Origin of the sequence: Cronobacter condimenti 1330 (genome assembly GCF_001277255.1) — a bacterium.
Lineage (GTDB): Bacteria > Pseudomonadota > Gammaproteobacteria > Enterobacterales > Enterobacteriaceae > Cronobacter > Cronobacter condimenti.
Genome location: NZ_CP012264.1, coordinates 2,011,259 through 2,023,781 on the forward strand (window position 1 = coordinate 2,011,259; position 12,523 = coordinate 2,023,781).

Annotated in this window: 14 protein-coding genes; 8 read left to right on the forward strand and 6 right to left on the reverse strand. The window is 57.8% G+C overall.

Annotation, left to right across the window (positions count from 1 at the left end; translation table 11 throughout):
- Positions 1 to 168 precede the first annotated feature (168 nt).
- The 5 genes from AFK62_RS09230 to AFK62_RS09245 all read right to left on the reverse strand — a co-directional run bounded on the left by AFK62_RS09230 (position 169) and on the right by AFK62_RS09245 (position 3,749).
- Positions 169 to 498 carry an SMR family transporter gene (locus tag AFK62_RS09230; protein ID WP_007665379.1) on the reverse strand — a complete coding sequence of 110 codons (330 nt, stop codon included), beginning with the start codon at positions 496 to 498 and terminating at the stop codon, positions 169 to 171.
- A 4-nt stretch (positions 499 to 502) separates the two neighbouring features.
- Positions 503 to 1,072, reverse strand: coding sequence for a TetR/AcrR family transcriptional regulator (locus AFK62_RS09235; protein ID WP_007665377.1), 570 nt, complete (start codon positions 1,070 to 1,072; stop codon positions 503 to 505).
- Between the two features lie 120 nt (positions 1,073 to 1,192).
- Complete coding sequence (locus AFK62_RS21120) at positions 1,193 to 1,330, reverse strand: DUF2474 domain-containing protein (protein ID WP_007665374.1); 138 nt, start codon at positions 1,328 to 1,330, stop codon at positions 1,193 to 1,195.
- Positions 1,330 to 2,340 carry a cytochrome d ubiquinol oxidase subunit II gene (gene cydB, locus AFK62_RS09240; RefSeq protein ID WP_007665373.1) on the reverse strand — a complete coding sequence of 337 codons (1,011 nt, stop codon included), beginning with the start codon at positions 2,338 to 2,340 and terminating at the stop codon, positions 1,330 to 1,332. The genes AFK62_RS21120 and cydB overlap by 1 nt, the downstream gene beginning before the upstream one ends.
- The gene (locus AFK62_RS09245; protein ID WP_007665371.1) at positions 2,340 to 3,749 is read right to left on the reverse strand and encodes a cytochrome ubiquinol oxidase subunit I; all 1,410 of its coding nucleotides are present in this window, start codon (positions 3,747 to 3,749) and stop codon (positions 2,340 to 2,342) included. Before AFK62_RS09245 ends, cydB begins: the two co-directional genes overlap by 1 nt.
- A 196-nt stretch (positions 3,750 to 3,945) precedes the next feature.
- Here AFK62_RS09245 and AFK62_RS09250 point away from each other — a divergent pair, with 196 nt between their 5' ends.
- The 6 genes from AFK62_RS09250 to patD all read left to right on the forward strand — a co-directional run bounded on the left by AFK62_RS09250 (position 3,946) and on the right by patD (position 11,108).
- Positions 3,946 to 5,370, forward strand: a complete 1,425-nt coding sequence (locus AFK62_RS09250) for an aminotransferase-like domain-containing protein (RefSeq protein WP_007665367.1) — start codon at positions 3,946 to 3,948, stop codon at positions 5,368 to 5,370.
- Between the two features lie 381 nt (positions 5,371 to 5,751).
- Complete coding sequence (ydcS, locus tag AFK62_RS09255) at positions 5,752 to 6,897, forward strand: putative ABC transporter substrate-binding protein YdcS (RefSeq protein ID WP_007665364.1); 1,146 nt, start codon at positions 5,752 to 5,754, stop codon at positions 6,895 to 6,897.
- Between the two features lie 13 nt (positions 6,898 to 6,910).
- Positions 6,911 to 7,924: an ABC transporter ATP-binding protein gene (locus tag AFK62_RS09260; RefSeq protein ID WP_032983967.1), complete on the forward strand. Its 1,014-nt coding sequence runs from the start codon at positions 6,911 to 6,913 to the stop codon at positions 7,922 to 7,924.
- 1 nt (position 7,925) lies between these two features.
- A complete protein-coding gene (locus tag AFK62_RS09265) occupies positions 7,926 to 8,870 on the forward strand; it encodes an ABC transporter permease (RefSeq protein ID WP_053531859.1) in 945 nt (314 codons plus the stop codon).
- Positions 8,860 to 9,666 (forward strand): ABC transporter permease, encoded by an 807-nt coding sequence (locus AFK62_RS09270; protein WP_007665358.1) that lies wholly within the window; start codon positions 8,860 to 8,862, stop codon positions 9,664 to 9,666. Before AFK62_RS09265 ends, AFK62_RS09270 begins: the two co-directional genes overlap by 11 nt.
- 17 nt (positions 9,667 to 9,683) lie before the next feature.
- A complete protein-coding gene (gene patD / locus AFK62_RS09275) occupies positions 9,684 to 11,108 on the forward strand; it encodes an aminobutyraldehyde dehydrogenase (protein WP_007665356.1) in 1,425 nt (474 codons plus the stop codon).
- A 221-nt stretch (positions 11,109 to 11,329) separates the two neighbouring features.
- On the opposite strand, the gene AFK62_RS09280 is transcribed toward patD, so the two are convergent.
- Entirely contained in the window at positions 11,330 to 11,695 is a 366-nt protein-coding gene (locus AFK62_RS09280; RefSeq protein ID WP_007665351.1) for a putative T6SS immunity periplasmic lipoprotein, read from the reverse strand.
- A 180-nt stretch (positions 11,696 to 11,875) separates the two neighbouring features.
- On the opposite strand from AFK62_RS09280, the gene AFK62_RS09285 reads away from it, so the two are divergent.
- Complete coding sequence (locus AFK62_RS09285; RefSeq protein WP_032983966.1) at positions 11,876 to 12,238, forward strand: FxLYD domain-containing protein; 363 nt, start codon at positions 11,876 to 11,878, stop codon at positions 12,236 to 12,238.
- Positions 12,239 to 12,309: 71 nt separating this feature from the next.
- Positions 12,310 to 12,510 carry a hypothetical protein gene (locus tag AFK62_RS09290; RefSeq protein ID WP_007665347.1) on the forward strand — a complete coding sequence of 67 codons (201 nt, stop codon included), beginning with the start codon at positions 12,310 to 12,312 and terminating at the stop codon, positions 12,508 to 12,510.
- Positions 12,511 to 12,523 lie beyond the last annotated feature (13 nt).

Genomic DNA, 12,523 nt, shown 5'->3' on the forward strand with positions numbered 1-12,523 from the left:
AAGAATATCCTTAGGGTGGAGCTATTGAATAGGCCCGAATGACAAGGAGCGCGGAAAGAATAAAGTGAGTGACAGGGTGAGAAAGAGAGCAAGGTAATCGCAACGGTAAGGCGCAGCGGAGTAAGTATAAGAAAACGCGATAGCCGGGCGGTGTCGCCCGGCGGCGTATCAATGCACCACGGTGCGTGAAAAGAGGTTTATCACCAGCACACCGGCAATAATCAATCCCATACCGAGCATGGCGGGCAGGTCGAGTTTCTGGCCTAGGAAAATCCAGCCGACGATACCAATCAGCACAATGCCGATACCAGACCAGATGGCGTAGATAATGCCTGTTGGGATCGTGCGCATCGTTACACTCAGACACCAGAAAGCGATGCCGTAACAGACGGCGGTAACAAGCGTTGGTACAAGGCGGCTGAAGCCTTCCGAGAGTTTCAGGAATGTCGTACCAATCACTTCACAAATAATCGCGACTACCAGTAATACCCACGTCATAACATCACTCCGTCATGGCTAATAAGGTTTCAATTAACGCTGCCCGATCGTCTGGCGGCATCGTGTGATCGCCACACAGCGCGGTAAACCAAAGCCCGTCGGCGGCCATGCGACAAAGCAGGCGACGCCGGGCGATGTCAGGGGCTGCGCTCTCGTCTTCATCGCGCGGCAAGGTTTCACTGATAAACCGTCCCCAGTTTTGTTGCAACGCCGGGTCGGCGAAGAGCGCGGTCATCAGCGCGCGATGCACTGCCTGTTCACTGTCCGGCATCGCTCTGACACAGGCATGAATGTAAGCACGCGTCGCGCGGCCCTTCGGGTTGGGATCCTGCGCCATTAGCGCGTGGATCTCCTCAAGCAGCGCCTGCTGTAAATGCGCCACCACGCCGTCAACCAGCGCCTGGCGGGTAGGAAAGTGATGCTGTAAGCCGCCTTTGCTGACACCCGCGAGGCGGATTACTTTCTCCTGCGTAAGCCCCGTCAGGCCTTGCTCAGTAATGATTTGTGCGGCGCAGTCGAGCAGCGTCTGGCGCATAATGTCGGGCGATTTTGAACGATGATGTGCCTGGCTCATATTAACAATCCGTCTGGATGGATTGTTTAATGATAAACGGTTTTACGGGGGTTAGCAACAGGGGGACAGGCGAGAAAAGCGTACAGAAAAAAGGCCAGCGTCGCGGCTGGCCCAGAGACATTAATGTGTTTTTAATCCCGCCGCGCTCATCAACAGGCGCAGCACCATACTGACTGCGCCCAGCGCCAGAACGCTTGCCGACCAGATAACCACCAGCCACAGCAGTTTTTTCCAGTAAGGAGAATCGTGACGTTGCATCAGTGATAACCCTCCCCATGCTGTACTTTGCCGCGGAACACGTAGTAGCTCCAGAAGGTATAGACCAGGATTAACGGGATAATCAGCAGCGCCCCGACCAGCATAAAGCCCTGGCTTGCCGGCGGTGCCGCGGCTTCCCACAGGGTAATGTCGGGCGGAATGATATTCGGCCAGATGCTGATGCCAAGCCCGCTGAACCCTAAGAAAATCAGCCCAAGCGTCAGTACAAACGGCAGCGTGTGGCTTTCGGTATTCGCCAGTTGCCGCCACAGCCAGAGGCTGAAGAGCGCCACCAGTACCGGCACCGGCAGCAGGAACCAGAGGTTCGGGAACGTAAACCAGCGCTCCGACACCGCCTGATGCGCAAGCGGTGTCCAGGCGCTGATAATAGCGATAACCGCGAGCAACGCCAGCAGCAGCCAGCGCGCCAGGCGACGCATATTGTGGTGCAGCTGGTTTTCACTTTTCATTACGATCCAGCTTGCGCCAAGCAGCGCATACGCCACGACCAGACCGACACCGCAGAACAGATTAAACGGCGTCAGCCAGTCCAGCGCCGAACCGCTAAACGTGCGACCGGTCACCTTAAAGCCGTTGATCACCGCCCCTACCACGATGCCCTGACAGAAAGTGGCGAGAATAGATCCGCTCAGAAACGCTTTATCCCAGAAGGGGCGGTGCGCTGGTGTCGCTTTAAAGCGGAACTCAAACGCCACGCCGCGAAAGATAAGGCCAATCAGCATCAGCGTGAGCGGAATAGTCAGGGCGTCAATGATAACGGCATACGCCAGCGGGAAGGCGCCGAACATGCCCGCGCCACCCAGCACCAGCCAGGTTTCGTTGCCATCCCAGACGGGGGCCACGCTGTTCACCATCACGTCGCGGTCATGACCGTCGCGCACAAACGGAAACAGAATACCGATGCCCAGATCAAAGCCGTCCATCACGATATACATCAGCGTGGCGAAGACAATAATCACAAACCAGATGATAGAGAGGTCGATGCCCATTATGCTTTCTCCTCGGCGCTATCCAGAGATTCGCCTGCCGCCGACAGCGGGCGCGCGGGTCTGCCGTCGGTGCTGGACGGGATATCATCCAGCGGCTGCGGTCCTTTCTTGATAAGCCGCACCATATAGCTGTAGCCAACGCCAAAGACCGAGGTATAAACCACGATAAAGGCAATCAGGCTCAGGCTCATCTGCAGATCGCCATGGCCGGAGACCGCGTCACGCGTGCGTTGTAGCCCGTACACGACCCACGGCTGGCGACCCACTTCGGTTGTCACCCAGCCTGCAAGAATCGCGACAAGCCCGGCAGGCCCCATCCAGAGCGCGAAATGGTGGAACGGTCTTGAGGTGTAGAGCCGGTTTTTATAGCGCAGCCACACGCTCACCACGCCGAGCAGGATCATCAACAGCCCCATCGCGACCATAATGCGAAACGACCAGAAGACAATAGTGGAGTTTGGCCGCTCATCTTTCGGGAACGCTTTTAGCGCGGGGACCTGTTTATCCAGGCTGTGCGTCAGGATAATGCTGCCGAGTTTCGGCACTTCCAGCGCGTATTTAGTGCGCTCTTCGTCCATATCGGGGATGCCAAACAGTGTCAGCGGCGTCGCCTCGCCTGGCGGGTTTTCCCAGTGGCCTTCGATAGCGGCAATTTTCGCAGGCTGGTATTTAAGCGTATTCAGGCCATGCATATCGCCAATCATCGCCTGAATGGGGGCGACCAGCAGCGCCATCCACAGCGCCATCGAGAACATCTTGCGAATCGCGGGCGTGTCGTTACCGCGCAGCAGATGCCAGGCGGCGGACGCGCCGACAAAAAACGCGCTGCTTAAGAACGCGGCAATGGACATATGCAGAAGGCGGTAGGGGAACGACGGGTTGAAAATGACCGCCACCCAGTCCACCGGCACCACCTGGCCGTTGTGGATCTCAAAACCCTGCGGCGTGTGCATCCAGCTGTTGGACGCGAGGATCCAGAAGGTAGAAATCAGCGTGCCGAGCGCCACCATACAGGTGGAGAAAAAGTGCAGGCCTGGCCCCACCTTGTTCCAGCCAAACAGCATCACGCCGAGGAAACCGGCTTCGAGGAAGAAGGCGGTCAGCACTTCATAGGTGAGCAGCGGGCCGGTAATACTCCCGGCGAATTGGGAAAAACCGCTCCAGTTGGTGCCGAACTGATAAGCCATCACCAGGCCCGAGACCACGCCCATGCCGAAGTTAACCGCGAAGATTTTCGACCAGAAATGGTAGAGCGAGCGCCAGACGGGATTTTTCGTTTTCAGCCACAGCCCTTCCAGCACTGCGAGGTAACTGGCAAGACCGATGGTAATCGCGGGGAAAATAATGTGGAAAGAGACAGTAAAGGCAAACTGTATCCTTGCCAGATGAAACGCATCTAAACCAAACATGCAAACCTCATGACAGAAAGTTGTCCGTGTTCATGGTAATCAGGGCCGGCACGAACGTGCAGAAACAGAACGAGGTTATTTGACTATAACAGTTAAATAAAAAGTTGCGATTTTGCTTGCCTGATCTAACCAGACGGCACGATGATAGCCGCCTTCCGTTAACTCTTTTCCATGCGGCCGGATGCCGTGAGGTGCGATGAAAAAATACCAGCGGCTGGCGCAGCAAATCACCGATCAGATAGCGCTTGGAGTCTGGCACCCCGGCGACCGTCTGCCCTCGCTTCGCGAGCAGGTGGCGAACAGCGGTATGAGCTTTATGACCGTCAGCCACGCCTATCAGACGCTGGAGAGCCAGGGCATCATCGTGGCGCGGCCGCAGTCGGGCTATTACGTGGCGCCAACACCGACGCTTCGCGCGCCGCAGGCGCTTGAACAGGTGACGCGTGACGAACAGGTCGATATCAACACCTACATTTTCGATGTCCTGCAGGCGAGCACCGACGCCGCCGTCGTGCCGTTTGGCTCCGCTTTCCCGGACCCGCGCCTCTTTCCGCTGGCGCAGCTTAACCGTTCGCTCTCAAGCGTCAGCCGCTCGGCCAACGCCATGAGCGTTATCGAAAATCTGCCGCCGGGCAATGAGGCGCTGCGCCACGCTATCGCCCGTCGCTACGCGATGCAGGGCATGAATATCTCGCCGGACGAAATTGTCATCACTGCCGGGGCGCTGGAGGCGCTCAATTTAAGCCTTCAGGCCGTGACTGAGCCCGGCGACTGGGTGATTGTCGAAAATCCCTGTTTTTACGGCGCGCTACAGGCGCTGGAACGCTTGCGGCTCAAGGCATTGTCGGTCGCCACCGATGCAGAGCAAGGCATCGATCTCGACGCACTCGAAAAAGCCCTTGAGGAATATCCGGTGAAAGCCTGCTGGCTGATGAGCAATGCCCAGAACCCGCTCGGCTTCACGCTGAGCGCGGAGAAAAAGCAGCAATTGATGGCGCTGCTCGAAAAGCATCAGGTGGTGTTGATTGAAGATGACGTTTACAGCGAACTTTATTATGGACGTGAAAAGCCGCTGCCGGTCAAAGCCTGGGATAATCAGGGGCTAACACTGCACTGCTCCTCATTTTCTAAATGTCTGGTAGCCGGGTTTCGCATCGGCTGGGTGGCGGCGGGACGTCATGCGCAGCGCATCCAGCAGTTGCAGCTCATGAGCACGCTCTCTACAAGCTCGCCGATGCAAATGGCGCTGGTGGATTATCTCGCCACCCGACGCTACGACAGCCATCTGCGGCGATTGCGGCGTCTTCTTGCCGAACGTAAACAGGCCGCGTGGCAGTCGCTGCGCCGCCATTTTCCGCAGGCCGTCAAAATCCACCGCAGCGAAAGCGGCTATTTCTTGTGGGTTGAGCTGCCTGCACACCTTGATGCCGGTCACCTGCACGAGCGCGCGCTGGCGCATCAGATAAGCATCGCGCCTGGGAAAATGTTTACCACCGGCGCGCTGTGGCATAACTATTTCCGCTTTAATGCCTCCTGGGCCTGGAGCGAGCGTGAAGAGCAGGCGGTCAAAACCTTAGGCACGCTCATCCGCGACGCCCTTGCCGCCGCGCCGCAGTCGTAAGTGGCGCGCGATAATGCGCATTGTGCGCTGTATTTATATTCTCAAATAAAGAACAGGTTATTGCCGAAATAAAAAACCATTCACCCCGAAGGCGTATTCCAGGGGATTATTTCTGTTAATAGTGATGGCGCGCACGCATACGAAATCATAATAGTTAACGGAAAAGCCTTCACATCGCTAAGCGCCTGTCTACACTGTGAAAAACCGTCACGTCGTTTATGCAACATAGGGCATGAAACCATAAACAGTGCGCGGTTTGTCACAACCTGAATAAATTCCACAGACACCCGCAGGCGCGTTTATCGACGCCTGTATATGGTTATTTTGGGAGATATTTTTACGGCACGGCGGCCGACAAATAATTCAGACAGGAGTAACGACATGAGCAAATCCTTCGCGCTTAGCGCGGCTGCTGCGCTGTGCCTGACGACCTGCGTCGTCAGCGCCGCCGAGCCGCCTTCTGAAATCGGCCAGGGTGAAGGCCGCCTCGATATCATCGCTTGGCCTGGCTACATTGAGCGCGGCCAGACAGACAAAGCCTACGACTGGGTGACCGAGTTTGAAAAATCGTCCGGTTGTCGCGTGAACGTGAAAACCGCCGCGACATCGGATGAGATGGTAAGCCTGATGGCGAAAGGCGGTTACGATCTGGTGACGGCCTCCGGCGATGCCTCACTGCGCCTGATCATGGGCAAACGTGTCCAGCCGATTAACACCGCACTTATCCCTAACTGGAAAAACGTTGACCCGCGGCTTGTGAAGGGCGAGTGGTTCAACCTGAACGGTAAAGTGTATGGCACGCCATACCAGTGGGGGCCGAACCTGCTGATGTATAACACCAAAGCCTTCCCGACGCCGCCCGAAAGCTGGGCCGTACTGTTTGTGAAACAGACGCTTGCAGACGGCAAATCAAACCAGGGCCGTGTGCAGGCCTATGACGGGCCGATTTATTTCGCTGACGCCGCGCTCTACGTCAAAGCAACCCAGCCGGAACTCGGCATCACCGACCCTTACCAGCTTACTGAGGCGCAATACGGCGCGGTACTGAAAGTGCTGCGCGATCAGCATCAGCTGATCCACCGCTACTGGCACGACACCACGGTACAGATGAGCGATTTCAAAAACGAAGGTGTCGTGGCGGCCAGCGCCTGGCCGTATCAGGCGAACGCGCTGAAAAACGAAGGCCAGCCCATTGCGACCGTCTTCCCGAAAGAGGGCGTCACCGGCTGGGCGGACACCACCATGCTGCACGCTGACGCGAAACACCCCAACTGCGCCTACAAATGGATGGACTGGTCGCTGACACCAAAAGTGCAGGGTGACGTGGCGGCCTGGTTCGGCTCGCTTCCGGCGGTGCCGGAAGGCTGTAAGGCCAGCACGCTGCTTGGCGAGAAAGGCTGCGACACAAACGGTTTCACCTTCTTCGACAAAATCGCCTTCTGGAAAACGCCGGTCGCGCAGGGCGGTAAATATGTGCCGTACAGCCGCTGGACGCAGGATTACATCGCCATTATGGGCGGTCGCTAAGCGCGGGGGACGTATGGCATATGCAGTGGAATTTCAGCAGGTGTCGCGCCATTACGGTGACGTGCGCGCGGTGGATAATGTCAGTCTGACCATCGAAGACGGGGAGTTTTTCTCGATGCTTGGGCCATCCGGCTCCGGCAAAACGACCTGTCTGCGCATGATTGCGGGTTTTGAACAGCTCAGCGAAGGCGCTATCCGGCTTTTCGGTCGCGAAGCGAGCGAGCTACCGCCGTGGGAGCGCGACGTCAACACCGTCTTTCAGGATTACGCGCTGTTCCCGCATATGTCGGTGCTGGAGAATGTCGCCTATGGGTTGATGGTTAAAGGCATTGATAAGAAAACGCGGCTTACCCGCGCTCGCGAGGCGCTGGAGAGGGTCGCGCTCGGGTTTACCCATGCGCGCAAACCGTCCCAGCTCTCCGGCGGGCAGCGTCAGCGCGTCGCCATCGCCCGGGCGCTGGTTAACCAGCCTCGCGTGCTGCTGCTTGATGAGCCGCTCGGCGCACTCGATCTTAAGCTGCGCGAACAGATGCAGGTAGAGCTGAAAAATCTGCAACGCGCGCTCGGCATCACCTTTGTGTTTGTCACGCACGACCAGGGTGAAGCGCTGTCGATGTCCGACCGCGTGGCGGTATTTAACAACGGGCGTATTGAGCAGGTCGATGCGCCACGCGAACTCTACATGCATCCGCGTACGCCGTTTGTCGCGGGCTTCGTCGGCACCGCTAATGTGCTCGGCGACGCCCTGTTGCAACAGGTTGGCGGCGCGCCGGGTCAGTATTCGCTGCGCCCGGAGCATATCCGGCTTAACGAACCCGGTGAAATCGAAGTGCGCGGTACGGTACAGGCGGTGCAGTTTCAGGGCGCGGCCACACGTTTTGAACTGGTGCTGGAGAATGGCGAAAAACTGCTGGTCAGCCAGGCCAATTCGTCACCCGCGCCAGAAGCCGCGTGGCTGCGGGCAGGCCAGGCGGTGACCGCCTCATGGGCGCGTGCCGCGATGATCCCGCTTCGCGGGGAGGGGTGAGATGGATATGACGCTTTCACCTCCTGCGCGTACCGGCGGCCCGCTGCGCCGCTGCGCCACGTTCTTATGGCAGCGACCGACCCTCTGGCTGTTCCTGCTGCTCCTGCCGCCGCTGATGTGGTTCGGGATAGTCTATTTTGGCTCGTTGCTGACGCTCCTCTGGCAGGGGTTTTACACCTTCGATGACTTTACGATGTCAGTGACGCCGGATCTGACGCTCGCCAATTTGTACGCGCTTATCAGTCCGGCCAACTATGACATCATCCTGCGCACGCTGGTGATGGCGATCGCGGTCTCCATTGCCTGTGCGGTGCTGGCGTTTCCGATGGCGTGGTATATGGCGCGTTACACGCGCGGCAAGCTGAAGGCGTTTTTTTATATCGCAGTCATGTTGCCGATGTGGGCGAGCTATATCGTAAAGGCGTACGCCTGGACGCTGCTGCTGGCACGCGACGGCGTGGCACAATGGTTTTTGCAACATCTGGGGCTGGAAGGCGCATTGAACGCGCTGCTGATGGTGCCTGGGATCGGCGGCAACACGCTGTCTACCTCCGGGCTTGGGCGGTTTCTGGTGTTTGTTTACATCTGGCTGCCGTTTATGATCCTGCCGGTGCAGGCGGCGCTGGAACGGCTGCCGCCATCGTTACTGCAAGCCTCCGCCGATCTCGGTGCCAAACCCGCGCAAACCTTCCGCCATGTCGTGCTGCCGCTGGCGGTGCCGGGCATTGCGGCTGGATCGATCTTTACCTTTTCATTAACGCTCGGCGATTTCATCGTGCCGCAGCTGGTCGGGCCGCCGGGCTTTTTTATCGGCAACATGGTCTATTCCCAGCAGGGCGCCATTGGCAATATGCCGATGGCCGCCGCGTTTACGCTGGTGCCGATTGTCCTGATTGCGATTTATCTGGCGTTCGTGAAGCGCCTGGGAGCGTTTAATGCACTCTGAACGCGCGCCCTGGTTACTTAAACTCGCCGCCTGGGGTGGTGTGGTTTTCCTGCACTTTCCGCTCGCCATCATCGCGCTCTATGCCTTTAACACGGAAGCGTCGGCCTTCAGTTTTCCGCCAAAGGGCATCACGCTGCGGTGGTTTGCACTGGCCGCGCAGCGTGAAGATATCCTCGATGCGGTGACGTTGTCACTTAAAGTGGCGCTGCTGGCGACATTGCTGGCGATGATCCTCGGTACGCTCGCCGCCGCCGCGCTCTGGCGGCGGGAGTTTTTCGGCAAAAATGCGGTGTCGTTGCTGCTACTGTTGCCCATCGCGCTGCCGGGGATCATCACCGGTATCGCGCTGTTAACCGCCTTCAATCAGCTCAACATTGAACCCGGCTTTCTCACCATGGTGGTCGGCCACGCCACCTTCTGCGTGGTTGTCGTGTTCAATAACGTTATCGCCAGGCTGCGGCGTACCGCCTGGAGCCAAATTGAGGCCTCAATGGATTTGGGCGCCGACGGCTGGCAAACCTTTCGCTATGTGGTCATGCCCAACCTCGGCACGGCACTGCTGGCGGGCGGTATGCTCGCCTTCGCGCTCTCGTTTGATGAAATTATTGTCACCACGTTTACCGCAGGCCACGAGCGCACGTTGCCGCTGTGGCTGCTTAACCAGCTTGGGCGACCGCGTGATGTGCCGGTGACGAACATGGTGGCGCTGTGTGTCATGCTCCTCACCATGATCCCTATCCTCGGGGCCTGGTGGCTGACGCGCGATGATGAAACTGTCGCCGGTAGCGGCAAATAACCTCAAAGGAATACGCTATGCAGAGTCAATTACTGATTAACGGCGCGCTGGTGGAAGGCCAGGGCGAACGCCTGCCGGTTTATAACCCCGCCACCGGCGAGGTGCTGATTGAGATTGCGGAAGCCAGCGCACAGCAGGTGGACGCGGCGGTCAATGCCGCCGACGCGGCGTTTGAAACCTGGCGCCTCACCACGCCAAAAGCGCGCGCTGAGGCGCTGCTGAAACTCGCGGATGCTATCGAGGCGAACGCCGGGATTTTGGCGCAGCTCGAATCAAAAAACTGCGGTAAACCGCTGCACTGCGTGGCCGGTGATGAGATCCCGGCGGTGGCGGATGTGTTTCGCTTCTTTGCGGGCGCTGCGCGCTGCTTAAATGGCCTCGCGGCAGGTGAATATCTGGAGGACCACACGTCCATGATCCGCCGTGATCCTGTGGGGGTGGTAGCCTCTATCGCGCCCTGGAACTACCCGCTGATGATGGCCGCCTGGAAGCTTGCGCCCGCGCTGGCGGCGGGTAACTGTGTGGTGCTGAAACCGTCTGAAATCACGCCGTTGACCGCCTTTAAACTCGCAGAGATTGCCCGCGATATCTTCCCCGCGGGCGTGCTGAATGTGCTGTTTGGCCGCGGCCAGACGGTGGGCGATCCGCTGACCGGCCATGAAAAAGTCCGCATGGTGTCGCTGACCGGTTCCATTGCCACAGGCGAACATATTATTAGTCGCACCGCGTCATCGATTAAGCGCACCCATATGGAGCTTGGCGGTAAAGCGCCGGTGCTGGTGTTTGACGATGCCGATATTGATGCGGTTGTGGAAGGCATTCGTACTTTCGGTTTTTATAACGCGGGGCAGGATTGTACCGCCGCGTGTCGCATTTATGCACAGCAGGGGATTTACGACGCGCTGGTGGAAAAACTCGGGGCGGCGGTGAGCAGCCTGAAATATGGCGCGCCGGACGATGAAACGACCGAGCTTGGGCCACTCAGTTCGCAGGCGCATCTGGAGCGTGTAAGCCAGGCGGTAGAGGCCGCGAAAGCGCTGGCGCACATTCGCGTGGTGACGGGCGGCGAGAAGGTTGACGGACCGGGCTATTTCTTCAAGCCGACGGTGCTGGCAGGCGCAAAGCAGGAGGACGCCATTGTGCAGCGTGAGGTGTTCGGCCCGGTTATCAGCGTAACGCCGTTTGAGGATGAAGCCCAGGCGCTGACGTTCGCCAACGATTCGCAATATGGTCTCGCGTCCTCGGTGTGGACCCGCGACGTTGGCCGCGCGCATCGCCTCAGCGCCCGCCTGCAATATGGCTGCACCTGGGTTAACACCCACTTTATGCTGGTGAGCGAAATGCCCCACGGCGGCCAGAAGCTCTCCGGCTACGGCAAGGATATGTCGATGTACGGGCTGGAGGATTACACCGTGGTGCGCCATGTGATGATAAAACACTAACGCCAGGTGAAGTGGTTGATAAAATGGATAGTGAGATATCAGCCACTTTGCCGCTGGGGCACCAGTGGGGCTGTCAGGTCAAACGTGCGTTGAGAACGGCGATGCGCTCGCCATTTTTAACCGACATCCCTCTCCTGCAAACGTTGAAAATCAGCTGCTGAAAGCGCGTGAGTGTTGCATTCCACGCTTGTTTTAAGACAGCCTTACTTACGCGCGTTAGTTTACGGGTGAATCGCCGCCCTAAAGGCGCGGCGGGTAGATTTCTTATTATCACTGGCCGAGTTTGCTTCGATCACCATGAGATAATTCTCGCCCGGCATAAACCTGAACTCAGCGGGGGTTACGCAAAACGCACCCGACAACGCCTGCTTGGTTTTCGGCAGCATAACCTGCTGCTGGGGGACATTGACGTTGTAAACCATCGCAAAGACAATTTGCTCACCGGTTTGCAGCGGCAGGCGCAGGCAGAAGTTTTGCCCCTGACGGTCCACCGCAACAGGCGTTTCATGGGTGTAACGCTTATCAAGGTGTTCGCCCGGCGCGCAGCCTGCAAGCAGCGCCAGGCACAGCACGACGACGCTTTGCATGGCTGTTGGACCTTCTTTTAAGCGCTTTAATGATCTGCCAGCAAAAGCTGCCCTTACGCAGAAATTCATATCCCTTTACCCTTTAGCGGATTTACTGGTTAAATCGGGGTTATGAATCGGTTAGCATTTTGCGCAAACCTGACCGCGGGCGTGGTTGTCCGCAGTGTAACCCGAGATCCCATGAAAAAAATGTTAATCCTGTGTGCGCTCGTGTGCTCACTCCTTATGCCCACCGCGCAGGCGGATGTCGCGCCCGTAGCGATTGCCGGCCTGCATTCCGTCGCGCTCACCGACGTGCATTTTGTTAAATCCGAAGCCGGTAAACTGCGTATTGAAGGCATGGTAAAAAACCTCACCGATCACTCATTCCGCCAGGTCTATGTGGCGTTTAACCTGCTGCGTAACGGTATGGTGGTGGGCTATACCACCGCGATTACCTTTCATCTGGCGCCGGATGAAACCTGGCTTTTTCAGGCGCCATGTCGCACGCGTGTATTCAAACCGGACCATTTCCGGCTTGCCGAGCTTTCTGCCATCCCATAACGCGCGCGCAGGCCGACGCGACGGGCGAAAATACTCTACCTTTTAAGAGATACCGACTGAAAGGAGGATGTATGTCACTGTCAATCGACAAAAAAGCGCTGCCGGACGGGGCGTATGAATACACGGCGACCTGTCGTGAAGAACACTATCATTTTGTCATTACCGGAAAGGGCGACACGGCGACCGACGCAGACCACGATTTGCTGCGCAATCTCAACGATATGAAGCAGCGACTGGACGAAGTCGCCCAGACCGGCAAACTTTCCGCTTAAACCTTCGCCACTC